Here is a 25,939-nt window from a genome sequence, read left to right on the forward strand (position 1 = left end):
TCGCTGCTGTCTGCGTTTTACGCAGGGTATGCCGATGGTCAAAACACCCACCCCTCTCTTCTTGATAGTCGGCGGCTGAACCTTTGCACGTTCCACAGTCGCGCCGACCCTTAGTCCAACTGTAGACGCTCGCCGGGCGGATATTGCTCAATCGGAAAATATCCTTACGCAAATCCCCCCGGAACCGGCGGAGACTATGAACGCAGAGATGAGAAAAAAACGTATCGACCAGTGTCAGCGACAGGATTGGCAACCCTGTTATTATCCGCGCCAGCGTTTCACGCCTTCTTTCTTCAAGCCGATACGAGCGAATTCATGAGCACTGACAAGACCAATCAGTCCTGGGGCGGCCGCTTCAGTGAACCCGTCGACGCCTTCGTCGCCCGCTTCACCGCCTCCGTCACTTTCGACCAGCGCCTGTATCGCCACGACATCATGGGTTCGATCGCCCATGCCACCATGCTGGCCAAAGTCGGCGTGCTGACAGATGCCGAGCGCGACAGCATCATCGATGGCCTGAAGACCATCCAGGGCGAAATCGAAGCCGGCCAGTTCGACTGGCGCGTGGACCTCGAAGACGTGCACATGAACATCGAGGCACGCCTGACCGACCGCATCGGCATCACCGGCAAGAAGCTGCACACCGGCCGCAGCCGCAACGACCAGGTCGCCACCGACATCCGCCTGTGGCTGCGTGACGAGATCGACCTGATCCTGGCCGAGATCACCCGCCTGCAAAAAGGCCTGCTGGAACAGGCCGAGCGTGAAGCCGCGAGCATCATGCCGGGCTTCACTCACCTGCAGACCGCCCAGCCCGTGACCTTCGGGCATCACATGCTGGCCTGGTTCGAAATGCTCAGCCGCGACTACGAACGTCTGGTCGATTGCCGCAAGCGCACCAACCGCATGCCGCTGGGCAGCGCCGCACTGGCCGGCACCACCTACCCGATCGACCGGGAATACACCGCACAACTGCTGGGCTTCGACGCCGTCGGCGGCAACTCGCTGGACAACGTCTCCGATCGTGATTTCGCCATCGAATTCTGCTCGGCCGCCAGCATCGCGATGATGCACCTGTCGCGCTTTTCCGAAGAGCTGGTGCTGTGGACCAGCGCGCAGTTCCAGTTCATCGATCTGCCGGACCGTTTCTGCACCGGCAGCTCGATCATGCCGCAAAAGAAAAACCCCGACGTGCCGGAACTGGTACGCGGCAAGACCGGCCGGGTGTTCGGCGCACTGACGGGCCTGCTGACCCTGATGAAAGGCCAGCCACTGGCCTACAACAAGGACAACCAGGAAGACAAGGAGCCACTGTTCGACGCCGCCGATACCCTGCGCGACTCGCTGCGTGCCTTTGCCGACATGATCCCGGCGATCAAGCCGAAACACGCGATCATGCGTGAAGCGGCGCTGCGCGGTTTCTCCACTGCCACTGACCTTGCCGACTACCTGGTTCGCCGTGGCCTGCCGTTCCGTGACTGCCACGAGATCGTCGGCCACGCGGTGAAGTACGGCGTCGATACCGGCAAGGATCTGGCGGAAATGAGCCTGGAAGAACTGCGTCAGTTCAGCGACCAGATCGAACAGGACGTGTTTGCCGTACTGACCCTGGAAGGCTCGGTGAATGCCCGTGACCACATCGGCGGCACTGCGCCGGCGCAGGTCAAGGCGGCTGTTGCTCGCGGTCAGGCGTTGATCGCCAGCCGCTGAAAGCATCGCGGGCAAGTCGAATCATCGACTTGCCCGCGCACTGGCTCCAAAATAAAACGTCTACTTCCTGGCCGCGATCATCGCCAAAAACGCAGGCATCGCCGCTTCCTTGTCCGCTGCAATCTTCTGCACATGCGGATTCTGCTCAAGTCGCTCCAGCAACGCCTTGGCCTTCGGCATGTCCGCCAGCAGATCCAGACCGAACAGCTTGTGTCCCACCGCGACCGCCAGCGGCACGCTGTAGAGGAAGTACAGATCCGCGATGCTCAGGCTGTCGCCCGCCACATACGGGGCGAACTTGCCATGACGGCCCAACGCTGCGAACCCCAGCAACAATTCAGCCTTGGTTTTTTCCTTGATCGCCTCCGGCAGCACCGCGCCGAAGAACGCTTCGCCATAACAGGCACGGGCCGGCAATTCGATGTACAGCTCGATTTCCTTGGCTACCGCCAGCACCTGCGCCCGGGCGAACGGTTCGGTCGGCAGCAGCGGAACACCCTTCTGGGTGGTTTCGAGGTATTCGAGCATCACCATCGTTTCATTGATGTAGCCCCCTTCGGCTCCCAGCACCGGCACCTTGCCACGCGGGCTGATGGCCAGAGACTCCGGCGTGGGCGTCGGGTAGAAGGTGACTTCCTCGAACGGCAGCCCCTTTTCCATAAGCGCCAGTTTGACCATGTTGTAGTAATTGCTGACTGAGAATCCGTAAAGCTTGAACATCACATAGCCTCCAGGCCGTGCGGGGTGGGCAGTGCCTGTTTATAGATCGCTCCGGGGAATCCCGCCAGCAGCATCACGCCGCTGAATGCGGGTAAACTGACGCCTTTCCTTGAGGAGCCTGCCATGAGCGAGCCGACAGACATCGATAACGACGACGAAGCGTTCACCGAGAGCACTTTGATCGAAGCCATCGAAAACCAGATCGAAAGCGACAACCCGCCCGCGGCCAAGGCGACGTTCAACAAGCTGACCCTGGTCGGTTATGAGCGTGAAGACATCCTGAACATGATGGCCCACGTGTTGGCGTACGAAATCGACGCCATGCTTGACGAAGACCGCGCGTTCAATACCGAATGGTACGAAGCGGCCCTTCGCGCCCTGCCTGAATTGCCGCCGGAAAAGCCGTAACCGGATACCCCGCTGTGGGAGCCGTCCCCGCTCCCACACAATTTGTCACCCTTCCAACCGGCCTTCTCCCGGCCCCTGACTACACTGGAATCCACCCCCGAGACAAAAACCCTGGCGCACACTGGACAGGCCGCGCCGGCAGGTTCACCTTAGGGGCGCTGTCGTTCAATTCCTAGAAAGTCTGGAGTCCTTATGTCGCTTACCCCTGAGTTGGTTGCCGAACTGGAAGTCCTCGCACTCTTCAACCTGGACAGTTCCCAGGAAGGTCTGAAAATCCATCAGACCGCTGCCCCGAAACATATCGCTGCTGCCAAACGCCTCTACGAAAAAGAACTGACCGACCAGCCTGATGGCGGTTATCTGACCAGCCTCGGTCGCGATGCCGCACAGAACGTGCAAACCGTACTGACAATTCTCAAAGAGCAACAAACCGCCTGATTTTCCCCACTTTGCCCACGGAAACCTCTGCCAGGGGATTTCCGCGGGCCGGCTTGAGCTATCGTCGGCGTCGCGCGGTGGAAATCTGGCGTCAAAAAACAAAATCAGCTTAATGCTCGCGCTGCACAGGCGCTAAACTCCCTCGCATTCCGTGACCCCTGTCTCCGTGCCCTTCGAGCCGGTTTGAGCCGACATGACCCGCACCCATGAAATCCGCCCCGACCTGGACGAGGGAATCGACCGCAAGGTACTCAGCCAGCTGCGCGCACGCTTTCTGAAACTCAACGATGGCCGCCTGAACCGGGCGCGGGAAGGTCTGTCGACACGCCAGCAAAGCGTGCTGACCTTGCTGCCACTGTTCTTTCACGTCAATCATCCGCTGTTGCCCGGCTATGTCTCGGGCAGCACGCCCGCTGGACTGTCGAATTACGAGCCGGATGCCGATGCACTCGCCGAAGCCCAGCGGCTGACCCGCTCGTTCTCCTACAAACCGCGCCACGGCAGCAACCCGCCACGCCCGATTCACGGCCTGTTCCTGATGGGCAGCCTCGGCACCCTGGCCCAGGCCGACCAGAGCGACATGGACGTATGGGTCTGCCATGCGCCCGACCTGAGCGACAGCGAAATCGCCGAACTGCGCAAGAAATGCCAGCTGCTCGAAGCCTGGGCAGCGAGTCAGGGCGCGGAGGCGCATTTCTTCCTGATCGACCCGGTGCGTTTCGTCAAGGGCGAGCGCGATACCCAGCTCAGCTCCGAAGATTGCGGCACCACCCAGCATTACCTGCTGCTGGACGAGTTCTACCGCACTGCGATCTGGTTGGCCGGACGTACACCGATCTGGTGGCTGGTGCCGGTCTACGAAGAGCGGACGTACGACCAGTACACCCACACGCTGCTCTCGAAGCGTTTCATCCGTAACGATGAAACCCTCGATCTGGGGCCTCTGGCGCACATTCCGCCCGGCGAGTTCGTCGGTGCCGGACTCTGGCAGTTGTTCAAGGGCATCGAATCGCCTTACAAGTCGGTGCTCAAGCTGTTGCTGATCGAGGTCTATGCCAGCGAGCATCCACAGGTTCAGTGCTTGAGCCTGCGCTTCAAAGCGGCGGTATTTGCCAACAGACTCGACCTCGACGAACTGGATCCGTACATGGTGATTTACCGTCGGATCGAGGAATACCTTACCGCCCGCAACGAACCGGAACGGCTGGAACTGGTGCGACGGGCGCTGTATCTGAAGGTCAACCGCAAGCTCACCGGAAACAGTCGCACCCAGAGCTGGCAACGCTCGCTGCTGGAAAGACTGGCCGGCGAATGGCACTGGGACCAGCGGCAACTGGCTTTGCTCGACAGCCGCAGCCAATGGAAAGTGCGCCAGGTCGGCACCGAGCGCCGGGCTCTGGTCAACGAGCTTAACTACAGCTATCGCTTCCTGGCCCAGTTCGCCCGCTCCGAACAGACCGTCAGCCTGATCAACAAGCGCGATCTCAACGTTCTCGGCCGGCGCCTGTACGCCGCGTTCGAACGCAAGGCCGACAAGGTCGAGTTCATCAACCCCGGCATCGCCCCGGACCTGGCCGAGGACACACTGACCCTGGTGCAGTCACCGAACAAAAAGGAACCCGGGCAAACCCAGTGGGGCCTGTACAACGGCAGCCTGACGGCGCTGGAATGGGAACACTTCGCGCCGATCAAGCGCTGCCGCCATCTGCTGGAGCTGCTGACCTGGTGCCACCGCAACGGCGTGATCGACAGCAGCACCCGACTGGCCCTGCATCCGGGCACCAGTGATCTGAGCGAATTCGAGCTGTTCAATCTGCTCGGCAGCCTGCAACAGAGCATCGCCCTGCCCTTGCCGACCGTCGCCGAAGAACCGTTGCTGCGCGCCAGCGTGCCGAGCGAAGTGCTGATGCTGGTGAATGTCGGCATCGATCCGCTCAAGCACCATCGCGACCTGAACATTCTGATGACCACCGAGCGCACGGATTCGCTGAGCTATGCCGGCGTGCGCGAAAACCTCGTACTGACGCTGGATCAGGTCACGCTCAACAGCTGGAACGAAGTGCTGGTCAACCGCTTCGACGGCCCGCATGCGCTGCTCGACTGCCTGCGCGACTACCTCAACAACCTGCCGGGCGGACCGCAACAGCCGTCGCTTCGAGTGCGTTGTTTCTGCCACAACCGCGCGCAGTTCATCGCCCGACGGGTGGAAGAGATCGTCGATACCGCGCAGAACCTGCTGCTCAGCGACCTGAATCACCGCTACCTGATCCAGGTGCAGCAGCATTACCACGTGCTGGAACTGGTGCCGGGCCAGGTCAGCCATGTCGCTCTCGCCACCCTGCCGGCACTGCTCGATTACCTGGGCGAGGAGCAACCGCGCTACAGCCCCTTGCATCTGGACCCGATGGCGCTGGAAGACCACGACCTCGCGCTCATCCTGCCTATGGGCCAACCTGAATGCATTCAAGTGTTCTACCGGATCACCGAACAGACGGCCGAGCTGTATGTGCTCGACGAATTCAATGCGTTGTGGCAACAACACTTGCCGTACCACGACGAGCAAAGCCTGCTGGTGCCCTTGCAGCGGTTCCTGCAATCGATCCAGTTCCGGCGCGAAGCGCTGCTGCCGATGGATTCAGGCCATGCCGCCGGCCTTGAAATCCTGTATTACCAGTTATTGCCATCAGGCCCGGGACGTGCACGTCGGGTCGAAATGCGTCCGCCGCCACAGACGCCGGCCGACAAACCGTTCTACGACGTGCAGGCGATCGTCGGCAAGGCCGCGCCTGGCGAGGTGCAGGTCACGTTGTACTGCAATCAGCGAGAATTCTGCGAACTGGAACATGGCGACCAGCTGTTCAGCGTGGTCGCCCGGGAAATCGTCGGCCAGCGTCGGGAAACCCAGCGCTACCGCTGCTACATCACCGACCTGGACCTGTCGGGTGTGATCGGTGACGGGCAGAGTTCGAGCAATCTGTATCTGCGTTACAAGGCCGACCTGGAACGCGCTCTGAACGAGGCGCTCGAGCAGGTCTGAGGCAGGGTCACTCGGGAAAATCGCCACCGTTGGCCGGTTGCGATTCGACTTCCAGCAAAGTCAGTTTCAGGGTCTTGCCGCCCGGTGCCGGCCAGTCGATGTGCTGGCCGACCTTCAGGCCCAGCAGCGCACTGCCGACCGGGGCCAGGATCGAAATCTTGCCTTCGTCGGCGTTGGCGTGTTTCGGGTAGACCAGCGTCAGGTGGTAGTCCTTGCCACTGCCTTCTTCGCGACAGTGCACTCGGGAATTCATCGTTACCACATCGGCGGGCACTTCATCGTGGCCGACCAGGGTATCGGCGCGATCCAGTTCGGTTTGCAGCGCAATCACGCCCGGCAGCGTGTCATCCAGGCTGTCGATCAGGCGCTCCAGACGTTGCACGTCCAGACGGGTAAGGGTGATGGAAGGTGCGGTCATGATCCGGGCAGACTCCTTTCTTCTGCACACAAAAAAAGCAAAACCCCGCCAAAAAAGACGGGGTTTTTACCAGGCCTCGATGGGTTGAGGCATGTTCGGACACTATCACAGCTCAAAAAATATACAAGCTACGTCCCGCAGAGCTGCCTGCGCCGGGCCGCTTGTTCGCAGATCACCCGACGGCGCTCGTCATCGGCCGAACGCCATTCGCGGATGTCTTCGACGTGGCGCATGCAGCCGAGACAGACCTTCTGTTCATCCAGCCGACAGACGCCGGTACACGGCGATGACACTGCCGGACTGACATTGCTGTAGAGCGGTTTGGCAGGACGTGGCGTGGTGCTCATCTCAGATTTCGTCGAAATCGAGTTTCTCGCCGGCGCGCTCCCAGACGATGCGTTCCAGCATTTCACCCAGCAACTCTTCGGTCTTTTCGCAGACCCACTTGCCGACCTGCTCGTCATAGTCGAAATGGAAACCACCGGAACGGTCGGCCAGCCATAGCTGACGCAGAGGTTCCTGACGGCTGAATATCAACTGGCTGCCGTTGTCGAACTTGACAGTCAGCACACCGGCCGAGTTCTCCATGTCCAGATCCAGGCCACTTTCATCAAAGATGTCCTCCAACGCCTGCTGGGTGGCGTCGACCAGATCATGGAAACGGGCTTCGGACAAACTCATTGCGGCAACCTCAAAAAATGTCTGATCAGGCTCAAGCGCCGCAAGATACGGACGCGGCCGGCCGATTGCAAAGGATAACGACCAATCCCTCTGCCTGCACGCGCTTCGGGCAAGCCCCGCCGGACGGGGACCCCGTCGCATAGGCAAGCTGACGGGTGGCCGGTATACTCCGGCGCAATTAACGCATTTTCAAGGATTTCGCCATGAAGCGCCTGATCTCTTCCATCGCTGCGATCGTCGCGGTTGCCTGCCTCGTTTCGGCCTGCGGTCAGAAAGGCCCGCTGTACCTGCCCGATGAAGATCAGGATCCGGCCGCACAAGCCCAGTCTTCGCAAAAGCCTGTCTCCAAGGCTCACAAGCACGACGTCTACTAAGGGATCGCCATGGACGCTTTTAACTACCGTGGCGGGGAGCTGTTCGCGGAAGGTGTGGCGCTGTCCGCCATCGCCGATCGCTTCGGCACACCGACCTACGTCTACTCCCGCGCCCACATCGAGGCCCAGTACCGGGCCTACGCCGATGCGCTGGCCGGCATGCCGCACCTGGTGTGCTTCGCGGTCAAGGCCAACTCCAACCTCGGTGTGCTGAATGTCCTGGCCCGCATCGGCGCCGGTTTCGACATCGTTTCCCGTGGTGAGCTGGAGCGCGTGCTGGCGGCCGGGGGCAGCCCCGACAAGATCGTGTTCTCCGGTGTCGGCAAGACCCGTGACGACATGCGTCGCGCACTGGAAGTCGGTGTGCATTGCTTCAACGTCGAATCCACCGACGAGCTGGAGCGCCTGCAAGTGGTCGCCGCCGAGCTGGGCGTTCGTGCACCGATTTCCCTGCGCGTGAACCCGGACGTCGACGCCGGCACCCACCCGTACATTTCCACCGGTCTCAAAGAGAACAAGTTCGGCATCGCCATCGCCGACGCCGAAGACGTGTACGTGCGTGCCGCGCACCTGCCGAACCTGGAAGTGGTCGGCGTCGATTGCCATATCGGCTCGCAACTGACCACCCTGCCGCCGTTCCTCGACGCCCTCGATCGCCTGCTCGATCTGGTGGACCGCCTGGGCGATTGCGGCATCCACTTGCGCCACATCGATCTCGGTGGTGGCCTGGGTGTGCGTTACCGCGATGAAGAGCCGCCGCTGGCTGCCGACTACATCAAGGCCGTGCGCGAACGTCTCGACGGTCGCGATCTGGCGCTGGTGTTCGAACCGGGCCGCTTCATCGTCGCCAACGCCGGCGTGCTGCTGACACAGGTCGAGTATCTCAAGCACACCGAGCACAAGGATTTCGCCATCGTCGATGCGGCGATGAACGACCTGATCCGCCCGGCCCTGTACCAGGCCTGGATGGACGTCACGGCGGTCAAGCCGCGCGACACCGCTGCACGCAAGTACGACGTGGTCGGCCCGATCTGCGAGACCGGCGACTTCCTCGCCAAGGATCGTGAACTGGCGCTGGAGGAAGGTGACCTGCTGGCCGTGCATTCAGCCGGGGCCTACGGCTTTGTGATGAGTTCCAACTACAACACTCGCGGCCGTGCCGCCGAAGTGCTGGTAGATGGCGATCAGGTATTCGAAGTGCGTCGCCGCGAGACCGTGGCCGAGCTGTTTGCCGGCGAAAGCCTGCTGCCGGAGTAACCCCATGCTGCTGCGTTTTACCAAGATGCACGGCCTGGGCAATGACTTCATGGTCCTCGACCTGGTCAGCCAGCACGCGCACATTCAGCCCAAGCACGCAAAAATGTGGGGTGACCGGCACACCGGTATCGGCTTCGACCAGTTGCTGATCGTCGAGGCACCGAGCAATCCGGACGTGGACTTCCGTTACCGGATCTTCAACTCCGACGGCTCCGAAGTGGAGCAGTGCGGCAACGGTGCACGCTGCTTCGCCCGCTTCGTGCTCGACAAGCGTCTGACCGCCAAGCGGCGAATTCGCGTCGAGACCAAGGGCGGCATCATCGAACTGGACGTCCGTAACGACGGCCAGATCGGTGTGAACATGGGCGCCCCGCGCCTGCTGCCGGCGGAGATTCCGTTCCAGGCGGACGAACAGGCCCTGAGTTATCAGATCGACGTCGACGGTACGCCGGTCGAGCTGGCGGCGGTGTCGATGGGCAATCCCCACGCCGTCCTGCGTGTGCAGGACATCAACACCGCACCGGTGCATGAACTGGGGCCGAAAATCGAACACCACCCGCGCTTCCCGGCACGGGTCAACGTCGGTTTTCTCCAGGTCATCGACCGTCACCGCGCACAACTGCGCGTCTGGGAACGCGGTGCCGGGGAAACCCAGGCCTGCGGTACCGGCGCCTGCGCGGCGGCTGTAGCTGCGATCAGCCAGGGGTGGATGGATTCGCCACTATTGATCGACCTGCCGGGCGGGCGCCTGTCCATCGAATGGGCAGGCCCCGGCCAACCGGTGTTGATGACCGGTCCGGCAGTGCGTGTATACGAAGGACAAGTGCGTCTTTGAGTGAGCAGAAGCCATGACTGACAAGCCTCAGGTACCCGCCCGAAAGTCCACTGAAACAGCACCCGAAAGCCTGGAGGCGGCAGCGGTTGCCGCGTACCTGGAGGCTCATCCGGATTTCTTCGTCGAACATGAAGAACTGCTGCCGTCCCTGCGCATCCCCCATCGCCGCGGCGATACCGTGTCGCTGGTCGAGCGCCAGATGTCCATTCTGCGCGACCGCAACATCGAGATGCGCCACCGCCTCTCGCATTTGATGGACGTGGCCCGGGACAATGATCGTCTGTTCGACAAGACCCGCCGCCTGATCCTCGCGCTGATGGATGCAGCCACACTGGAAGACGTAGTGATCAGTGTCGAAGACAGCCTGCGCCAGGATTTCCAGGTGCCCTTCGTCAGCCTGATCCTGCTGGGTGACAATCCGGCTCCGGTCGGTCGCTGGGTCACTCACGCCGACGCGCAGACCGCCATCGGCGGCCTGCTTACCGAAGGCAAGAGCGTCAGCGGCAGCCTGCGTGAACACGAACTGGACTTCCTGTTCGGCGAAGAGCAGCGCAAACAGATCGGCTCCACCGCCGTGGTCGCGGTCAGCCACCAGGGCATCCACGGAATTCTGGCCATCGCCAGCCGTGACCCGCAGCATTACAAGAGCTCGGTCGGCACCCTGTTTCTCAGCTACATCGCTGAAGTGATGGGCCGCGTGCTGCCACGGGTCAACAGTTCCCTGCGCTCGGTACGCTGAGCATGGAACGACAACTGGACGCTTACTGCGAGCACCTGCGCAGTGAGCGGCAGGTGTCGCCGCACACGCTGTCGGCTTACCGCCGCGACCTCGATAAAGTCCTGGGCTGGTGCAACAAACAGAACATCGGAAGCTGGCAGGCCCTGGATATCCAGCATCTGCGCAGCCTGATCGCCCGCCTGCACGCGCAAGGCCAGTCCTCACGCAGTCTGGCGCGCCTGCTGTCAGCGGTGCGCGGGCTCTATCACTATCTGAATCGCGAAGGCCTCTGCGATCACGACCCGGCCACCGGCCTGACACCGCCCAAAGGCGAACGACGCCTGCCGAAAACCCTCGATACCGACCGAGCGCTGCAATTGCTCGAAGGCGCGGTCGAGGATGATTTTCTGGCCCGACGCGACCAGGCGATTCTGGAGCTGTTCTATTCATCCGGCCTGCGTCTGTCGGAGCTGACCGGGCTCAATCTCGATCAGCTCGATCTCGCCGACGGCATGGTTCAGGTGCTCGGCAAGGGCAGCAAGACACGTCTGTTGCCGGTCGGCCAAAAAGCCCGGGAGGCCCTGGAGCAATGGCTGCCGCTGAGGGCACTGAGCAACCCGGCGGACGATGCGGTGTTCGTCAGCCAGCAAGGCCGGCGCCTCGGACCGCGCGCGATTCAGGTGCGGGTCAAACTGGCCGGCGAGCGTGAACTGGGGCAGAACCTGCATCCGCACATGCTGCGGCACTCCTTTGCCAGCCATTTGCTGGAATCCTCTCAGGACCTGCGCGCGGTGCAGGAACTGCTCGGACACTCGGACATCAAGACCACCCAGATCTACACCCACCTGGACTTCCAGCACCTGGCGGCGGTCTACGACAGCGCCCACCCACGGGCCAAACGCATGAAAGGCGACGATTCATGAGTATCCAGTTGATCACCTTCGACCTCGACGACACCTTGTGGGACACCGCTCCGGTGATCGTCAGCGCCGAAGCGGTTTTGCGTGAATGGCTGGGCGAACATGCGCCGAATCTGGGCGCAGTGCCGGTGGAGCATCTGTGGTCGATCCGCGAGCGCGTACTGGTCAGCGAACCGGGACTCAAGCACCGCATCAGCGCGCTGCGGCGCCGTGTGTTGTTTCATGCGCTGGAAGAAGCCGGGTACGCCCACAGTGAGGCCTCGGAGCTGGCGGACAAGAGTTTTGAAGTGTTTCTGCATGCGCGGCACCAGATCGAGGTGTTCCCGGAGGTCGAGCCGATCCTGGAAACCCTCGCCAGGCACTACGCCCTCGGCGTGGTCACCAACGGCAATGCCGATGTGCGACGCCTCGGCCTGGCGGACTACTTCAAGTTCGCCCTGTGCGCCGAAGACATCGGCATTGCCAAGCCGGATGCGCGGCTGTTTCATGAAGCCCTGCAGCGCGGTGGCGTGAGCGCCGAGGCGGCGGTGCATATCGGCGATCATCCGGGAGATGACATTGCCGGGGCGCAGCAGGCGGGATTGCGGGCGATCTGGTTCAACCCGGCGGGCAAGCCGTGGGAAGCGGAGCGTCTGCCGGATGCCGAGATTCGCAGCCTGAACGATTTGCCTGTCGTGCTCGCCCGCTGGAACAGCCGCAGCTAGATTTCTTTCGCTCATGAAAAAGCCCGCAGCGACGGCGGGCTTTTTCAGCAAGCGAGCGACACGCCTCAGATCGGGCGGCTGCCGTACTTGTTGTCCGGCTTCTTGGGTGGATCGGCGACCACATTGGCCTCCACTTCCTGAACCTTGCCACCGCGCGCAAGGAACTCTTCCATGGCCTTGGCCAGGGCATCGCGCTCCTTGTTCTTGGCTTCGATGCTCGGCATCTCGTCGACCGACACTGCAGCCTTGGCCTTGCCTTTGGCTACCGGGGCCGGTGTGTCGTCACCGCCATCGTCTTCGGCAACGTCATCCGCTGCCGCTTCCAGACCCTCATCGGCCTCGTCTTCATCGCCTACTTCGAGGTCGTCGTTTTCCAGATCATCGTCGCTCATGTTCTACCTCATGACTTGCGAAAAGCAGATTAGTTATAGACCAGCTTTGGCGACTGTCGAAAGCCGCCGTAAAAAAATCGACAACCATTGGTGACCAACGGTTTACGCCTCTTCACCGTGCAAGGTGGCGAGGACTTTGCGGGCACCGCCATGATCGCGATGCTCGCCCAGATAAACGCCTTGCCAGGTGCCCAGTGCCAGACGACCCGCCGAAACCGGCAGGCTGATCTGGCAACCCAGCACGCTGGCCTTGAAGTGCGCCGGGAGGTCGTCCAGGCCTTCGTCGTTATGCTCATAGCCGTCTGCTCCTTGTGGGATCAGACGATTGAAAAATCGTTCGAAGTCGCGACGTACCGCCGGATCGGCGTTCTCGTTGATGGTCAACGACGCCGAGGTATGCTGCAGCCACAAATGCAACAGACCGACCCGGCATGCCTTGAGTTCAGGCAGCCCGGCAAGCAACTCTTCCGTTACCAGATGAAAGCCCCGGGGCCGTGCCCGCAGGGTTATCAGAGTCTGTTGCCACATACAGTTCTCCGCACGTTCGGGGCGCATTCTAGCGCGCTCTGAAAAAAAACAAAGGCCCTAATATTCCTTCAATGGTGTAAGCCATTGGCCGCAGAAAAACGCCCGTCGTAAACACGACCAAAGCCGTACGAGAATTCCATTCAGCCACATCAGGGATGAAAAATTCCGGACAAAAAAATGCCCGGCGAACCGGGCAAGTTTTTTGCGGCGCGTGCTTACAGGTTGTAGCCGCGCTCGTTGTGTTGTGCCAGATCCAGGCCTACCGATTCTTCTTCCTCGGTCACGCGCAGACCCATCACGGCATCCAGCACCTTGAGGATGATGAAGGTGACGATCGCGGTGTAGATCACGGTGAAGCCGACGCCTTTGCACTGAATCCAGACTTGTGCGGCGATGTCGGTGACGGTGCCGAAGCCACCCAGCGACGGTGCGGCGAACACACCGGTGAGGATCGCGCCGAGGATACCGCCGATACCGTGCACGCCGAAGGCATCCAGGGAGTCGTCATAACCGAGTTTGCGTTTCAGGGTGGTGGCGCAGAAGAAGCACACGACGCCTGCTGCCAGACCGATCACCAGTGCGCCCATCGGGCCCACGGTGCCAGCGGCCGGAGTGATCGCAACCAGGCCTGCAACCACACCGGACGCGATACCCAGTGCGCTTGGTTTGCCGTGGGTGATCCACTCGGCGAACATCCAGCCCAGTGCGGCTGCGGCGGTCGCGATCTGAGTCACCAGCATCGCCATGCCGGCGGTGCCGTTGGCGGCTGCGGCGGAACCGGCGTTGAAGCCGAACCAGCCAACCCACAGCATCGCCGCGCCCATCAGGGTGTAACCCAGATTGTGTGGCGCCATCGGGGTGGTCGGGAAGCCTTTGCGTTTACCCAGTACCAGGCAGGCAATCAGACCGGCCACACCGGCGTTGATGTGCACCACGGTGCCACCGGCGAAGTCGAGTACGCCCCAGTCCCACATCAGGCCGCCATTGCCGGACCAGACCATGTGCGCGATCGGTGCATAGACCAGGGTGAACCAGATGCCCATGAAGATCAGCATCGCGGAGAACTTCATCCGCTCGGCGAACGCACCGACGATCAGCGCCGGGGTGATGATCGCGAAGGTCATCTGGAAGGTGATGAAGACTGCCTCGGGGAACAGCGCCGCCGGGCCGGTCAGGCTCGCTGGCGTGACACCGGCCAGGAACGCCTTGCCGAATCCACCGACGAACGAGTTGAAGTTGACGACGCCCTGCTCCATGCCGGTGGTGTCGAACGCGATGCTGTAGCCATAAATGACCCACAGGACGCTGATCAGACCGGTAATGGCGAAGCACTGCATCATCACGGAAAGAATGTTTTTCGACCGAACCATGCCGCCGTAGAACAGCGCGAGGCCGGGAATGGTCATGAACAGCACGAGGGCTGTGGAGGTGAGCATCCAGGCGGTGTCGCCGGAGTTCAGGACTGGAGCTGCCACTTCGTCTGCCGCCATGGCCAGACCGGGCATTACGATAGACAACAGGGCGCCTAGCCCTGCGAATTTACGCAGAGTCATATTGTTTTCTCCTGGGGCGTTGGGTTTGTGGCGGCGCTTAGATCGCGTCGGTATCGGTTTCGCCGGTACGGATGCGAATCGCCTGTTCCAGATTGACCACGAAGATCTTGCCGTCACCGATCTTGCCGGTGTTGGCAGCCTTGGTTATCGCCTCGATAACCCGATCCAGATCCTTGTCGTCGATGGCCACGTCGATTTTCACCTTGGGCAGAAAATCGACCACATATTCCGCGCCGCGATACAGCTCGGTGTGACCCTTCTGCCGACCGAAGCCTTTGACTTCAGTTACGGTAATGCCCTGCACGCCGATTTCGGACAGCGACTCGCGCACGTCGTCCAGCTTGAACGGCTTGATGATGGCAGTGACTAGCTTCATGAAACTCTCTCCCGAATTGGTGGACTTGCCCCAGGAAAACAAACCCGACTCAAGTCTAAGCGCAGTGCCTGGCTTTGTAACGCATCGTCGGCCCTACCCGCCCGACTGACGCCAGCTAACCGCTCCCGACGAAACTCCCCGTCCCGTCCGGCGCACTGCATTCGTCACAGCGACTGCATCAGTGCATGGGTCACAACCGACTAAGCAGAAAGCTTGCCATCTCGCCAAAATCCCCTGATTTCAATCCCTTGGCCGCGGCCGTCGATGCCATCACCGAAATGGCACACGGGATACGCACAACAACGGTGCGCAGCCGTTCGTCCTTTTGCGCGAAAAGCGTGCATCCCGGCCCGCGCGAATGACTATAGACACTGCGTGATACACTGCCGGCCATTGTTTCCAGGACATATCCCATGCTCGCGCCCAAAGACTTCCTCGACGCCCTGAGCGGCACCGCCTCTCGCCTGTTCAGTGGCGACACGCCACTGCCAAAAACCGAAATCGAAAGCCAGTTCAAGATGCTGCTGCAAAGCGCCTTCAGCAAACTGGACCTGGTGAGCCGGGAAGAATTCGATAGTCAGATGGTGGTACTGGCGCGCACTCGCGCCCGGCTTGAGAGCCTTGAGGCGAAGGTGGCTGAGCTGGAAGCGAAGCTGACGCCGCCGGCCGAATAACACCTCGTTTCTTTGTGAATGCGGCCCCTTGTGGGAGCGGGCTTGCCCGCGAATGAAGGTCGGAACGACCTTCCCGCCAATCAGGATTCGCCGCCGACTCTCGGCAGAATCCTACAGCTTGCAAGCCCGTCGTCCGATTGCGTCGTGAAGCCCTGATTCCTAAGCTCACCCAATGCTGAATGTTCAGCACCGGGTTTGGCGGCTCGGAAAGCTTAAGGCGCACGACAACCATGATGGCGGTTATGTTTACCGCCACATCGAGTCATGGCGGTTGTGCGTGGGAGACCTTCGGGTCTGCCGGGTCCCTTTTGCTCCGGTTCGCCAACCCGCGTACGACTGCCACCAATTGTTTGGCGACAATTGAGGGCAGCCCTAAAGCAAAAGGAGCTGTTCAATGAATAACGAAGATACGTATCTCACTCCTCAGGTTTTCACCCGCTACAAACTCCCCCTCCACGCCCTCCTCATCCAGAACCAACCCTGGTTCTCTGCCCGTGATCTGGGCCGCCTGCTGCATATTTATCTCAACGAACGCATGCTGCGAAAACTCGACCCGGACCAATACCAAACCCGCAAAACCCTGATCCACAACCAGATCGAAAATACCCTCCTGATCAGCGAATCCGGCATCTACGCCCTCCTCGTCTATCACTACTGCCCCGAATACCGTGCCCTGCGCGAATGGCTCACCCATCAGGTCATCCCCACCCTGCGCGACGCCCAGCACCCCACCACAAGCGAACGCCCACAGCTAAGCCTGCTGAATTGGCCCGAGATGTCGTTGAGTTTGCTGCACTGGAATAACCAGCCGTGGATTCGGTTGCAGGATGTGCCGTTGATGGTGGTAGAACGGGAACAGTTAAAACACTCACTGATAAGTTCTTGGTGGAGAAAGGCCAGGCAGTTGATCTGAATGCCTTATCACCCATTCAGCATCCCGACTTATGGTCATTTCAGGTGTGTCACTGAGGTGACCTTTTCGTTTCAAAAATCTTCAACCCGCTACTCCAAAATCCTCCACTCACAGAAGTAGCGTCCTACAAAACACGTCCCCCGCGTCTGATTTCGCTGCACGCTCTCTGGTGGCTATCTTCTGCGACCAGATCCAGTCAGATGAAAACGATGAGAAGAAAAGGCAAAGCAACGGATCTTCGTAACCAGACGTTCAGATCAAATTCGCGAAAGATCGCCTACAAATTTTTTCTCAAGGAAATTGCTCCGAAGACTCCAAACATAGACGCGACGGCGGTGAAATTTGAGCCAATTACCACAGAGGCAATTGAGGAATGCCTCCTGTGGGAGGGGCCTGCGATCTACCCGTGGGATGACATTCCAGACTGGAAGCGTAACGACGCGAAAGGTCTCCAAATCAGAAATCCAATCGCACGAGGTGCGTATGAGCCCAAAAAAGCGAAAGGCAAAGTTACTTCAGGTTGTGGAACTACACTTCGAAGCACTCCGACTGGCTGGAAATATGTCAGCCAATCAACGAAGGTATATTGAAGTCGCCGTTACGTGCGGACCTGAGCTTGAGCCAAGTGGTCTGTTGGCAGGCAGAAGATACTGAATCAGAAAAAGAAAAAGGCGTCCGACAGGACGCCTTTTTTGTATTTGGAGGAGTAGTCGCAGCGATTCTTTAGCTCCTGGCTTTACGGCCTTGGGTTCAGAATCCGACGGGCTGGCCCGTCGTCACTACTTCAGAGAAACCAGCTTCTCTACTGCCAAAAATGCGGGGGAGCCTTGCTGGTGCCCAGTCCCGACAAATGCGCAATTGCAGTCCTCGAGCGCGAGAATCCTTTAATACTTCTCGAGAGTCAACGCTTCAGCGTGAGTGCATAGGCCCGCACAACCGCTTTCTGATACGTCTTGTAAACCTCTACTCAAACGCTAGAACCCCGCTCAACTACCCTTCAAAAACCCGCAGGAAGCGGCCCCTCGATTCAACTCAAGGAACGACCATGTCCCTCGCCATCGTCCACAGTCGCGCCCAGATTGGCGTGGATGCCCCCGCCGTCACCGTCGAAGTTCATCTGGCCAATGGTCTGCCCTCGCTAACCATGGTCGGCTTGCCTGAGGCGGCGGTAAAAGAGAGCAAGGATCGGGTGCGCAGCGCGATCATCAATTCCGGTCTGCAGTTTCCGGCGCGGCGGATCACGCTGAATCTGGCCCCGGCGGATTTGCCCAAGGATGGCGGACGGTTCGATCTGGCGATTGCGCTGGGGATCCTGTCGGCGAGTGTGCAAGTGCCGACATTGACGCTGGATGATGTGGAATGCCTTGGCGAACTGGCGTTATCCGGTGCAGTGCGGGCGGTGCGCGGGGTGTTGCCGGCGGCGCTGGCAGCACGCAAGGCTGGGCGGACGCTGGTGGTGCCGCGGGCGAATGCCGAGGAGGCTTGTCTGGCTTCGGGACTGAGAGTGATTGCGGTGGATCATCTGCTCGAAGCCGTGGCGCATTTCAATGGACATACACCGGTCGAACCCTATGTCTCGGATGGGTTGATCCATGCCGCCAAACCCTATCCAGACCTGAACGAAGTACAGGGTCAACTGGCTGCCAAACGGGCGCTGCTGATTGCCGCTGCCGGCGCGCACAACCTGCTGTTCAGCGGGCCGCCTGGGACGGGCAAGACGTTACTGGCCAGCCGATTGCCGGGGTTGCTGCCGCCGCTGGCCGAGAGTGAGGCACTGGAGGTGGCGGCGATTCAATCCGTGGCCAGCGGCGCTCCCCTGACTCACTGGCCACAGCGCCCGTTCCGCCAACCCCATCACTCGGCCTCCGGGCCGGCACTGGTCGGCGGCAGCTCAAAACCGCAACCCGGCGAAATCACCCTCGCCCATCACGGCGTGCTGTTTCTCGATGAGTTGCCGGAGTTTGATCGCAAGGTACTGGAGGTTCTGCGCGAACCCCTGGAGTCCGGATGCATCGTGATTGCCCGGGCCAGGGAGCGCGTGCGTTTCCCCGCAAGATTCCAGTTGGTGGCGGCGATGAATCCCTGCCCCTGTGGTTACCTCGGTGAGCCCAGCGGCAAATGCTCGTGTACGCCGGACATGGTGCAGCGCTACCGCAACAAGCTGTCGGGGCCGTTGCTCGATCGGATCGATCTGCACCTGACGGTGGCGCGCGAAGCGACAGCGTTGAACCCTGTGGCAAAACCGGGAGAAGACAGCGCCAGCGCAGCCGCACGGGTGGCCGAAGCCCGCGAGCGGCAGCAAAAGCGCCAGGCCTGTGCCAATGCGTTTCTCGATTTACCGGGTCTGAAAAGGTACTGCAAGTTATCCACAGCCGATGAAACCTGGCTGGAATCGGCGTGCGAGCGGCTGACCCTGTCGCTGCGCTCGGCGCATCGGTTGCTCAAGGTCGCGCGGACGCTGGCGGATCTGGAAACGTGCGCGGATATCAATCGCGAGCATCTGGCCGAAGCGTTGCAGTATCGGCCGGCGACTCAGTAGGTGCTGAAATATGGGCGTCCCGATCGCCGGCAAGCCCGCTCCCACAGGGGTTTGTGTCGAGACACCATTGTGTGTTCAGCGGGAAACCTGTGAGAGCGAGCTTGCTCGCGATAGCTGTTTCAGAGATGCATCAGCGGAAGCGATCAACCTCGGAACGCAAATCCGCCGCCAGCTTCTCCAGCTCTTTGGCGGTGACTGCCAGATTGGAAACCACCTCACGCTGTTCGCTGTTGGCCAGCGCAATGCTCTGCAGATTGCTGCTGAGCAACGTCGCGGTGCTGCTCTGCTCCTGAGTCGCCGTGGTGATTGCCGCAAACTGCTGCCCGGCCGAGCGGCTCTGCTCATCGATACGCGCCAGCGCCGAAGCGACATTGGCGTTGCGCGAAAGGCCTTCCTGCATCAGCACGTTGCCCTGCTCCATGGTGCTGATGGCGTTGCCGGTTTCCTGCTGGATGCTGTGGATCATTCCGGAAATTTCGTCGGTCGCCTGACGGGTGCGCGAAGCCAGATTGCGCACTTCGTCCGCCACCACGGCAAAACCGCGACCTTGCTCGCCGGCACGGGCCGCTTCGATGGCTGCGTTGAGCGCCAGCAGGTTGGTCTGTTCGGCAATCGAGGTGATCACGCTGACGATGCCGCCGATTTCCTGTGAGCGCTGACCGAGCGTGTTGATCACGGTCGCCGTGGTGTTCAGCGCGCCGGCAATCTGCTCCAGCGAGGACGATGCTTCTTCCATCGAGCTGCGACCGATCTGGGTCTGCCGGGCATTTTCCTGGGCCAGACGCTGGGTGTTGCCCATGTTGTCGGCAATGTTCAGCGAGGTGGCGGAAAACTCTTCAACCGCGCCCGCCATGCTGGTGATTTCACCGGACTGCTGCTCCATGCCTTCATACGCACCACCGGACAGACCGGACAGCGCCTGAGCACGGTTGTTGACCTCTTCCGAGGCGCGACGAATGTGCTCGACCATGGTCGACAGGGCCTGGCTCATCTGGTTGAAGGCGCGGGCCAACTGGCCGATTTCATCGTTGCTCGAGACATTCAGGCGCACACTCAGATCACCGTCGCCCAAGGCTTCGGCCTGACGTACCAGATCACCCAGCGGTTGCAGCTTGCTGCGCAGCAGCCACACCGCCGAACCCACCGCGATCAACATCGCCAGCAGGCTGCCGATGGCCAGTTGAATGCCGACGCTCCAGGTGACTTCGCGGATCTCGGATTTCGGCATGCTCGCCACCACCGACCAGGGTCCGCCTTCGAACGGTACGGCGATGCTGTAGAAGTCTTCGGACGTATCGCTCCAGAAGCGGCCCTTGCCTGGCGTTTTCGCCAGACCGCTGACCACCGGCACCGCCTGATCAGGCGCCTGCACACCGGCTGGCGCTACCAGCCATTTGTTCTGTTCGTCCAACAGCGCGAGGGAACCGCTCTGGCCAATGCGAAAACGCTTGAGGTTGTCGAACTGGGCGTTCTGCGCATCGGTGTAATCGAAGCCGACGAACAACACCGCGATCACCTTGCCGCTGCTGTCACGCACCGGGGTGTACTGGGTCATGTAGGAGCGATCGAACAGCAGCGCACGGCCGACATAGCCCTGCCCCGCCATCAACTTCGCGTAGGCCGGGTGCGCGTGATCGAGCAAGGTGCCGATGGCGCGGGAGCCGTCCTGTTTGGTCAGCGAGGTGCTGACCCGTACGAAGTCTTCGCCGCTGCGCACGAACAGCGTGGCGACACCCGCCGTCATCTGCTTGAACTCGTCGACTTCCTTGAAGTTGTTGTTCAGCACTTCACTGCCCAGGTGCAGACCCGGGGTCCGGGTGCCCGCCACGTTGACCGGTTCGTCGGCATGCAGGCTCAGGCCGGCGCTGAAGCGCTTCTCGAACAACCCGCTCAGGCGCTGGGTGCTTTCACGCAGCGTGCCATGGAAGGTGCTCAACTGATCGGCGAGCAGGCGTGCCTCGCTGGCCAGGTGTTCTTCACGGGTGGACAGGTTGGCGGCGTCCAGCGAACGCAGGGCGAACACGGTACTGCCGCTGATGACAATTGCCAGTATCACAGCGAGCGCAAGGCCCAGCTGCGAGGCGATCCGGGCGCGAGGTTGAGACATGGACAGCTCCTGGCCGAGTCTGCGTATCCTCCCTGATCGCGGCTCGGAACATTTCTAATAATGGGGGTGAGGCGTGAAACCGGCACGACGGTTCCACCTGGACGTATTCGGCGGTGAACGCGAATACTTGAGCGCTCAGCAGGGTTATGGCCGAGGGCCGGCATTGTGGCGGCTCGAACGTTTCAGCTCAAGCGCGCGACCTGCGGCAGTTCCATCGCCCGAACCTCACCCTGAAGAAAATCACTGAGCCGGCGCAAACGTTCACCTCCCGGACGGGTCTTCGGCCATACCAGGTAATAATTCAGGCCGCTGGCGACCGCCGTCGGCCACGGCAGACTCAAGCGCCCCTGGGCCACATCCTCGGCCACCATCAGCAGATCGCCCATGGAGACGCCATAACCCCGGGCCGCCGCGATCATCCCCAGTTCGAGGGTATCGAACACCTGCCCGCCCTTGAGCGACACTTGATCGGACAGGCCCATGTGCTCCAGCCAACTGCGCCAGTCGCGGCGATCCGGGGTCGGGTGCAGCAGTTCGGTGGCGGCCAGTCGCTCCACATCCCAGGGCTGGTCATTGAGCAGGTTGGGCGCGCCCACCGGGATCAGCTCTTCCGGGAACAACAGGCTGGCCTCCCAGTCCGGCGGAAAATGCCCGTCGCTCAACAGCACCGCGCAATCGAAGGGTTCGTTATTGAAGTCCACCGAATCCACGTCCATCCAGGCACTGGTCAGTTGCACTTCATTACCCGGCTGCAAATGGCGGAAACGACTGAGCCGCGCCAGCAACCAGCGCATGGTCAGGGTCGAAGGGGCTTTCATGCGCAGGATGTCATCTTCGGCGCGCAAGGTATTGCAGGCTCGCTCCAGGGCCGCGAAACCTTCACGGATGCCGGGCAGCAGCAGACGGGCCGACTCGGTCAGTTGCAGATTGCGGCCACTGCGGTGGAACAGCCGACAGGCGAAGTGTTCTTCAAGCGTGCGGATATGTCGGCTCACCGCACTCTGAGTGATCGACAACTCCTCGGCCGCGCGGGTGAACGAGCTGTGCCGCGCCGCGGCTTCGAATGCGCGCAGGGCATACAAGGGGGGCAGGCGACGGGACATACACAGGGCTCCGGTTGCGGGATGGCGTCAACTTAGCAGAATTGAATCAGGATGAGTTTTAATCATGCCACCCATCCTTTTTATCCCTTTGTGCATCCTGTGCCAAACCCCGAGAATCGGCGGTCTCTTGCTCCCTCTTTTATAAGGATGTGAAACCATGCAGCGTCCTGTGCGTACCGAACTCTGGGCCATCCTGCGGCTGGCGGGGCCGTTGATCGCCTCGCAGTTGGCGCACATGCTGATGGTGCTGACCGACACCCTGATGATGGCGCGTCTCAGCCCGGAAGCACTGGCCGGCGGTGGCCTGGGTGCGGCGAGCTATTCGTTCGTGTCGATCTTCTGCATCGGCGTTATTGCGGCGGTCGGCACCCTGGTGGCAATCCGTCAGGGCGCCGGCGACATACTCGGTGCCGCCCGGCTGACCCAGGCCGGATTGTGGCTGGCGTGGCTGATGGCGCTGGGTGCCGGGTTGTTGCTGTGGAACCTGAAACCGGTGTTGCTGCTGTTCGGTCAGACCGAGACCAACGTCAACGCCGCCGGGCAGTTTCTGATCGCCCTGCCGTTCGCCCTGCCCGGCTACCTGAGCTTCATGGCCTTGCGCGGCTTCACCAGTGCCATCGGCCGGGCGACGCCGGTGATGGTCATCAGCCTCGGGGGAACCGTGGCCAACTTCCTGCTCAACTACGCGCTGATCACCGGCATGTTCGGCTTGCCGAAACTGGGGCTGACCGGTATCGGTCTGGTCACGGCGATCGTCGCCAACTGCATGGCGCTGGCACTGGCGTGGCACATCCGTCGGCATCCGGCTTATGACGCCTATCCATTGCGCCACGGCCTGTCGCGGCCAAACCGGCAATACCTGAAAGAGTTGTGGCGCCTGGGTCTGCCGATCGGCGGCACCTACGCGGTGGAAGTCGGGCTGTTCGCCTTCGCGGCGCTGTGCATGGGCACCATGGGCAGCACCCAACTGGCGGCGCATCAGATTGCCCTGCAGATCGTTTCTGTGGCGTTCATGGTGCCGGCGGGCATGTCCTATGCCATCACCATGCGCGTCGGCCAGCATTTCGGCGCCGGGCAACTGGACGATGCGCGGATGTCCGGCCGGGTCGGCATCGCCTTCGGCGCGGTGGTGATGCTGGGGTTTGCCATGGTGTTCTGGCTGCTGCCAAATCAACTGGTCGGGCTCTTCCTCGATCACAATGATCCGGCATTTGCCGAAGTCATTCGCCTGGCGGTGAGCCTGCTGGCTGTCGCGGCATGGTTCGAGCTGTTTGACGGCACCCAGACAATTGCCATGGGCTGCATCCGTGGACTGAAAGATGCAAAAACCACGTTTCTGGTGGGGCTCGGTTGCTACTGGCTGATCGGCGCGCCGTCGGCCTGGCTGATGGCGTTCCATTTGCACTGGGGACCGACCGGCGTCTGGTGGGGACTGGCGCTCGGCCTGGCCTGCGCAGCGATCTGTCTGACGCTGGCGTTCGAATGGAAGATGAAACGTATGATTCGGCTGGAGTCGCCAGCTCAAGGGTTCAAGGTCGTTCGAGCCGAATGAGTTTCACCTTGCGGGAGCGAGCAGGCTCGCTGCCACAGGGATTCAAGGCTAAACCACGATACCCAGCGGAGGCTGACTGGCGTCGGCAATCAGGTAGTCAACCAGCTCTGCCAGCGGCAACGGCTTGCTGATCAGGTATCCCTGCACCTGATCGCAGCCGAACCCGCGCAGCAGATCCAGTTGCTCCGGGGTTTCCACCCCTTCGGCCACCACTTCCAGATGCAGGTTGTGCGCGAGGTTGATCATCGCGTGCACCAGTTTGCGGTTTTCCTCGCGCTGCTCCATGCCACCGACAAAACTCTTGTCGATCTTCAGCAAGGTGATCGGCAGGCTGTTGAGGTGCACGAACGACGAGAACCCGGTACCGAAGTCGTCCAGTGAGAAGCGCACGCCGAGGCGGCCGAGGGCGTCCATGGTCTGCTTGACCAGATCGCTGCGGCGCATGACGGCGGTTTCCGTCAGTTCGAATTCCAGCCATTGCGCCTCGACCCCGCGTTCAGCGATCAAGCGGCTGAGGGTCGGCAGCAACTGGCTGTCCTGGAACTGGCGGAACGACAGGTTGATCGCCATGTGCAGCGCCGGCACTCCACGCTCGCGCAACACCTGCATGTCGCGCAGGGCCCGGGAAATCACCCAGTAGCCCAGCGGCACGATCAGGCCGCTCTGTTCGGCCAGCGGCACGAATTCGCTCGGCGGCAGCAGGCCGCGTTCGCTGTGGCGCCAGCGCACCAGCGCTTCGAGGCCGACGATCTGGCCGTCCTGCAGGTTCAGGCGCGGCTGGTAATGCAGCTCCAGTTCATCGCGACGCAAGGCCCGGCGCAGCTCGCTTTCGAGGTCGGCGATGCTGCGTGCGTTGCGGTTGATCCGCTCGTTGAAAATATGAAAGGTGCAGCCTTGCGTGCTTTTGGCCTGCTGCATGGCGATGTGTGCGTGCCACATCAGCGGATCGGCGCCACCCTGGGCCCGGGCGTGAGCGATGCCCAGACTGGAACCGATCAACAGGCTTTCTCCGTCGATCCAGTAAGGTTCGGCCAAGGCTTCGGTGATGCGCTCGGCCATCCATTCGGCCCGTTGCGGAGCGCGGCGGGTGTCAATCAGCAGGGCGAACTCATCGCTGCCCAGGCGTGCCAGTTGATCGCCGGCCTCCAGCTGGCTTTTCAGCCGGGCAACCACCTGCAGGATCAAGCGATCCCCGGCCTGATGGCCGAGGGCATCGTTGGCGTAGCGAAAGTTATCGAGATCGAGATGCCCGAGGGCCAGACCGCGACCGTCGTTCTCGGCGAGGCGGGCTGTCAGCAAGGTCTGAAAACCCTGGCGGTTGGCGATGCCGGTCAGCGGATCCTGCTCGGCCAGGCGTTGCAGGGTGTTTTCCAGCACGCCGCGCTCACGGACATGGCGCAGGCAACGGCGCAACATGCCCGCATCGAGGGCATCGAACACCAGCCAGTCGCTGACCCCATCGGGGACGGCTGCCGGTTCGGACTCCAGCAGCAACACGGTCGGCAGACTGCAGCGCCCGGGCGCCGGCTGCAACGCGGGAACGGTCAACAACACCGCATGGTGGTTGTCTTCGAACAGACTGCTGACGGACTCCCAGCTCGGCGCGCTGACCAGCACCGCCGCGCTCCCCATTGGAGCCAGACACTCGCGCAATAACGCTGTCCACGCCGGCTCTTCGGCCAGGAGCAGCAAACGCAAGGGTTCGACAGGCGTAGACAAGCTGACTCCCTAGACTCTGCAATGATGTGGGCGGCGGGCATTATGCCGTTGCGAAGACCAATGACCAATGACAACGGTTATCAAAACGTTATTTTGTGTCACGAATGAGTACATTAGCCGCAAAATCACCGCGCATCCTCCGCGAAAGTAACAAAACCGGCAAATTTGAACCGCGTGCTGCGTCACAAGTCGGAGAGAGCGGCACAAATCGCTGAGCCTGTTAAAATGCCGGCCCATTTCGTCAACGACTCCCGAATTTTCGT

Annotated in this window: 26 protein-coding genes; 15 read left to right on the plus strand and 11 right to left on the minus strand. The window is 61.3% G+C overall.

The window, feature by feature from the left end; all coding sequences use genetic code 11:
- The first annotated feature begins 315 nt into the window (after window positions 1–315).
- Entirely contained in the window at window positions 316–1,710 is a 1,395-nt protein-coding gene (gene argH, locus NWV16_RS27590) for an argininosuccinate lyase (protein WP_260521486.1), read from the plus strand.
- Between the two features lie 60 nt (window positions 1,711–1,770).
- Here argH and NWV16_RS27595 read toward each other — a convergent pair whose 3' ends face one another.
- A complete protein-coding gene (locus NWV16_RS27595) occupies window positions 1,771–2,430 on the minus strand; it encodes a glutathione S-transferase family protein (protein ID WP_260521487.1) in 660 nt (219 codons plus the stop codon).
- A gap of 123 nt (window positions 2,431–2,553) precedes the next feature.
- On the opposite strand from NWV16_RS27595, the gene NWV16_RS27600 reads away from it, so the two are divergent.
- From NWV16_RS27600 to NWV16_RS27610, 3 genes are all read left to right on the plus strand, one after another.
- Window positions 2,554–2,838 (plus strand): hypothetical protein, encoded by a 285-nt coding sequence (locus tag NWV16_RS27600; RefSeq protein ID WP_065258137.1) that lies wholly within the window; start codon window positions 2,554–2,556, stop codon window positions 2,836–2,838.
- 192 nt (window positions 2,839–3,030) lie between these two features.
- Window positions 3,031–3,276 (plus strand): TIGR02647 family protein, encoded by a 246-nt coding sequence (locus tag NWV16_RS27605; RefSeq protein ID WP_065258138.1) that lies wholly within the window; start codon window positions 3,031–3,033, stop codon window positions 3,274–3,276.
- Between the two features lie 193 nt (window positions 3,277–3,469).
- The gene (locus NWV16_RS27610; RefSeq protein ID WP_260521488.1) at window positions 3,470–6,313 is read left to right on the plus strand and encodes a class I adenylate cyclase; all 2,844 of its coding nucleotides are present in this window, start codon (window positions 3,470–3,472) and stop codon (window positions 6,311–6,313) included.
- 7 nt (window positions 6,314–6,320) lie between these two features.
- Here the strand turns inward: NWV16_RS27610 and rnk are convergent, their stop codons facing one another.
- The 3 genes from rnk to cyaY all read right to left on the minus strand — a co-directional run bounded on the left by rnk (window position 6,321) and on the right by cyaY (window position 7,412).
- Entirely contained in the window at window positions 6,321–6,731 is a 411-nt protein-coding gene (gene rnk / locus NWV16_RS27615) for a nucleoside diphosphate kinase regulator (RefSeq protein WP_065258140.1), read from the minus strand.
- Window positions 6,732–6,859: 128 nt separating this feature from the next.
- Complete coding sequence (locus tag NWV16_RS27620; protein ID WP_260521489.1) at window positions 6,860–7,078, minus strand: DUF1289 domain-containing protein; 219 nt, start codon at window positions 7,076–7,078, stop codon at window positions 6,860–6,862.
- Window position 7,079: 1 nt separating this feature from the next.
- Entirely contained in the window at window positions 7,080–7,412 is a 333-nt protein-coding gene (gene cyaY / locus NWV16_RS27625) for an iron donor protein CyaY (protein WP_260521490.1), read from the minus strand.
- A gap of 203 nt (window positions 7,413–7,615) precedes the next feature.
- On the opposite strand from cyaY, the gene lptM reads away from it, so the two are divergent.
- Genes lptM through NWV16_RS27655 form a run of 6 tightly spaced genes read left to right on the plus strand, consistent with a single transcriptional unit; the run spans window position 7,616 to window position 12,220 of the window.
- Complete coding sequence (lptM, locus tag NWV16_RS27630; RefSeq protein ID WP_082302373.1) at window positions 7,616–7,786, plus strand: LPS translocon maturation chaperone LptM; 171 nt, start codon at window positions 7,616–7,618, stop codon at window positions 7,784–7,786.
- Window positions 7,787–7,795: 9 nt separating this feature from the next.
- On the plus strand, window positions 7,796–9,043 hold the full coding sequence (gene lysA, locus NWV16_RS27635) for a diaminopimelate decarboxylase (RefSeq protein ID WP_260521491.1): 1,248 nt from the start codon (window positions 7,796–7,798) through the stop codon (window positions 9,041–9,043).
- Between the two features lie 4 nt (window positions 9,044–9,047).
- Entirely contained in the window at window positions 9,048–9,878 is an 831-nt protein-coding gene (gene dapF, locus NWV16_RS27640; protein WP_260521492.1) for a diaminopimelate epimerase, read from the plus strand.
- 13 nt (window positions 9,879–9,891) lie between these two features.
- Window positions 9,892–10,617 (plus strand): DUF484 family protein, encoded by a 726-nt coding sequence (locus NWV16_RS27645; RefSeq protein WP_260521493.1) that lies wholly within the window; start codon window positions 9,892–9,894, stop codon window positions 10,615–10,617.
- Window positions 10,618–10,619: 2 nt separating this feature from the next.
- Entirely contained in the window at window positions 10,620–11,519 is a 900-nt protein-coding gene (gene xerC, locus NWV16_RS27650; RefSeq protein WP_260521494.1) for a tyrosine recombinase XerC, read from the plus strand.
- On the plus strand, window positions 11,516–12,220 hold the full coding sequence (locus tag NWV16_RS27655; RefSeq protein WP_260521495.1) for an HAD family hydrolase: 705 nt from the start codon (window positions 11,516–11,518) through the stop codon (window positions 12,218–12,220). Before xerC ends, NWV16_RS27655 begins: the two co-directional genes overlap by 4 nt.
- 65 nt (window positions 12,221–12,285) lie before the next feature.
- On the opposite strand, the gene sutA is transcribed toward NWV16_RS27655, so the two are convergent.
- The 4 genes from sutA to glnK all read right to left on the minus strand — a co-directional run bounded on the left by sutA (window position 12,286) and on the right by glnK (window position 15,069).
- Window positions 12,286–12,612 carry a transcriptional regulator SutA gene (gene sutA, locus NWV16_RS27660; protein ID WP_065258148.1) on the minus strand — a complete coding sequence of 109 codons (327 nt, stop codon included), beginning with the start codon at window positions 12,610–12,612 and terminating at the stop codon, window positions 12,286–12,288.
- Window positions 12,613–12,714: 102 nt separating this feature from the next.
- Window positions 12,715–13,140, minus strand: coding sequence for a secondary thiamine-phosphate synthase enzyme YjbQ (locus NWV16_RS27665; protein ID WP_260521496.1), 426 nt, complete (start codon window positions 13,138–13,140; stop codon window positions 12,715–12,717).
- A 215-nt stretch (window positions 13,141–13,355) separates the two neighbouring features.
- Window positions 13,356–14,693, minus strand: coding sequence for an ammonium transporter (locus NWV16_RS27670; RefSeq protein ID WP_007951904.1), 1,338 nt, complete (start codon window positions 14,691–14,693; stop codon window positions 13,356–13,358).
- Window positions 14,694–14,730: 37 nt separating this feature from the next.
- Window positions 14,731–15,069, minus strand: a complete 339-nt coding sequence (gene glnK, locus NWV16_RS27675) for a P-II family nitrogen regulator (RefSeq protein ID WP_002555808.1) — start codon at window positions 15,067–15,069, stop codon at window positions 14,731–14,733.
- Between the two features lie 413 nt (window positions 15,070–15,482).
- Between glnK and NWV16_RS27680 the strand changes: the two genes are divergently transcribed.
- The 4 genes from NWV16_RS27680 to NWV16_RS27695 all read left to right on the plus strand — a co-directional run bounded on the left by NWV16_RS27680 (window position 15,483) and on the right by NWV16_RS27695 (window position 19,195).
- Window positions 15,483–15,743 (plus strand): accessory factor UbiK family protein, encoded by a 261-nt coding sequence (locus tag NWV16_RS27680; RefSeq protein ID WP_163976792.1) that lies wholly within the window; start codon window positions 15,483–15,485, stop codon window positions 15,741–15,743.
- Window positions 15,744–16,137: 394 nt separating this feature from the next.
- A complete protein-coding gene (locus NWV16_RS27685; RefSeq protein ID WP_260521497.1) occupies window positions 16,138–16,656 on the plus strand; it encodes a Bro-N domain-containing protein in 519 nt (172 codons plus the stop codon).
- Between the two features lie 200 nt (window positions 16,657–16,856).
- On the plus strand, window positions 16,857–17,246 hold the full coding sequence (locus tag NWV16_RS27690) for a hypothetical protein (protein ID WP_260521498.1): 390 nt from the start codon (window positions 16,857–16,859) through the stop codon (window positions 17,244–17,246).
- Window positions 17,247–17,701: 455 nt separating this feature from the next.
- Window positions 17,702–19,195 carry a YifB family Mg chelatase-like AAA ATPase gene (locus NWV16_RS27695; protein ID WP_260521499.1) on the plus strand — a complete coding sequence of 498 codons (1,494 nt, stop codon included), beginning with the start codon at window positions 17,702–17,704 and terminating at the stop codon, window positions 19,193–19,195.
- Window positions 19,196–19,325: 130 nt separating this feature from the next.
- Here NWV16_RS27695 and NWV16_RS27700 read toward each other — a convergent pair whose 3' ends face one another.
- Complete coding sequence (locus NWV16_RS27700; RefSeq protein WP_260521500.1) at window positions 19,326–21,302, minus strand: methyl-accepting chemotaxis protein; 1,977 nt, start codon at window positions 21,300–21,302, stop codon at window positions 19,326–19,328.
- 182 nt (window positions 21,303–21,484) lie between these two features.
- Window positions 21,485–22,405: a LysR substrate-binding domain-containing protein gene (locus NWV16_RS27705; RefSeq protein WP_065258153.1), complete on the minus strand. Its 921-nt coding sequence runs from the start codon at window positions 22,403–22,405 to the stop codon at window positions 21,485–21,487.
- Window positions 22,406–22,562: 157 nt separating this feature from the next.
- On the opposite strand from NWV16_RS27705, the gene NWV16_RS27710 reads away from it, so the two are divergent.
- On the plus strand, window positions 22,563–23,957 hold the full coding sequence (locus tag NWV16_RS27710; protein ID WP_260521501.1) for a NorM family multidrug efflux MATE transporter: 1,395 nt from the start codon (window positions 22,563–22,565) through the stop codon (window positions 23,955–23,957).
- Window positions 23,958–24,005: 48 nt separating this feature from the next.
- On the opposite strand, the gene NWV16_RS27715 is transcribed toward NWV16_RS27710, so the two are convergent.
- Window positions 24,006–25,676 (minus strand): bifunctional diguanylate cyclase/phosphodiesterase, encoded by a 1,671-nt coding sequence (locus tag NWV16_RS27715; protein ID WP_260521502.1) that lies wholly within the window; start codon window positions 25,674–25,676, stop codon window positions 24,006–24,008.
- Window positions 25,677–25,939: the final 263 nt, after the last annotated feature.

It is taken from the genome of Pseudomonas sp. BW7P1 (genome assembly GCF_024981055.1).
GTDB lineage: Bacteria > Pseudomonadota > Gammaproteobacteria > Pseudomonadales > Pseudomonadaceae > Aquipseudomonas > Aquipseudomonas bananamidigenes.

Excerpts from the sequence above, each read along its gene's own strand:
- NWV16_RS27610 (WP_260521488.1), top strand. The coding sequence starts at position 3,470 with ATGACCCGCACCCATGAAATCCGCCCCGACCTGGACGAGGGAATCGAC.
- NWV16_RS27695 (WP_260521499.1), top strand. The coding sequence starts at position 17,702 with ATGTCCCTCGCCATCGTCCACAGTCGCGCCCAGATTGGCGTGGATGCC.
- sutA (WP_065258148.1), bottom strand. The coding sequence starts at position 12,612 with ATGAGCGACGATGATCTGGAAAACGACGACCTCGAAGTAGGCGATGAA.
- dapF (WP_260521492.1), top strand. The coding sequence starts at position 9,048 with ATGCTGCTGCGTTTTACCAAGATGCACGGCCTGGGCAATGACTTCATG.
- lysA (WP_260521491.1), top strand. The coding sequence starts at position 7,796 with ATGGACGCTTTTAACTACCGTGGCGGGGAGCTGTTCGCGGAAGGTGTG.
- NWV16_RS27705 (WP_065258153.1), bottom strand. The coding sequence starts at position 22,405 with ATGTCCCGTCGCCTGCCCCCCTTGTATGCCCTGCGCGCATTCGAAGCC.
- NWV16_RS27605 (WP_065258138.1), top strand. The coding sequence starts at position 3,031 with ATGTCGCTTACCCCTGAGTTGGTTGCCGAACTGGAAGTCCTCGCACTC.
- glnK (WP_002555808.1), bottom strand. The coding sequence starts at position 15,069 with ATGAAGCTAGTCACTGCCATCATCAAGCCGTTCAAGCTGGACGACGTG.
- cyaY (WP_260521490.1), bottom strand. The coding sequence starts at position 7,412 with ATGAGTTTGTCCGAAGCCCGTTTCCATGATCTGGTCGACGCCACCCAG.
- NWV16_RS27645 (WP_260521493.1), top strand. The coding sequence starts at position 9,892 with ATGACTGACAAGCCTCAGGTACCCGCCCGAAAGTCCACTGAAACAGCA.
- NWV16_RS27710 (WP_260521501.1), top strand. The coding sequence starts at position 22,563 with ATGCAGCGTCCTGTGCGTACCGAACTCTGGGCCATCCTGCGGCTGGCG.
- NWV16_RS27665 (WP_260521496.1), bottom strand. The coding sequence starts at position 13,140 with ATGTGGCAACAGACTCTGATAACCCTGCGGGCACGGCCCCGGGGCTTT.
- xerC (WP_260521494.1), top strand. The coding sequence starts at position 10,620 with ATGGAACGACAACTGGACGCTTACTGCGAGCACCTGCGCAGTGAGCGG.
- lptM (WP_082302373.1), top strand. The coding sequence starts at position 7,616 with ATGAAGCGCCTGATCTCTTCCATCGCTGCGATCGTCGCGGTTGCCTGC.
- NWV16_RS27690 (WP_260521498.1), top strand. The coding sequence starts at position 16,857 with ATGAAAACGATGAGAAGAAAAGGCAAAGCAACGGATCTTCGTAACCAG.
- argH (WP_260521486.1), top strand. The coding sequence starts at position 316 with ATGAGCACTGACAAGACCAATCAGTCCTGGGGCGGCCGCTTCAGTGAA.
- rnk (WP_065258140.1), bottom strand. The coding sequence starts at position 6,731 with ATGACCGCACCTTCCATCACCCTTACCCGTCTGGACGTGCAACGTCTG.
- NWV16_RS27655 (WP_260521495.1), top strand. The coding sequence starts at position 11,516 with ATGAGTATCCAGTTGATCACCTTCGACCTCGACGACACCTTGTGGGAC.
- NWV16_RS27680 (WP_163976792.1), top strand. The coding sequence starts at position 15,483 with ATGCTCGCGCCCAAAGACTTCCTCGACGCCCTGAGCGGCACCGCCTCT.
- NWV16_RS27600 (WP_065258137.1), top strand. The coding sequence starts at position 2,554 with ATGAGCGAGCCGACAGACATCGATAACGACGACGAAGCGTTCACCGAG.
- NWV16_RS27620 (WP_260521489.1), bottom strand. The coding sequence starts at position 7,078 with ATGAGCACCACGCCACGTCCTGCCAAACCGCTCTACAGCAATGTCAGT.
- NWV16_RS27670 (WP_007951904.1), bottom strand. The coding sequence starts at position 14,693 with ATGACTCTGCGTAAATTCGCAGGGCTAGGCGCCCTGTTGTCTATCGTA.
- NWV16_RS27700 (WP_260521500.1), bottom strand. The coding sequence starts at position 21,302 with ATGTCTCAACCTCGCGCCCGGATCGCCTCGCAGCTGGGCCTTGCGCTC.
- NWV16_RS27595 (WP_260521487.1), bottom strand. The coding sequence starts at position 2,430 with ATGTTCAAGCTTTACGGATTCTCAGTCAGCAATTACTACAACATGGTC.
- NWV16_RS27685 (WP_260521497.1), top strand. The coding sequence starts at position 16,138 with ATGAATAACGAAGATACGTATCTCACTCCTCAGGTTTTCACCCGCTAC.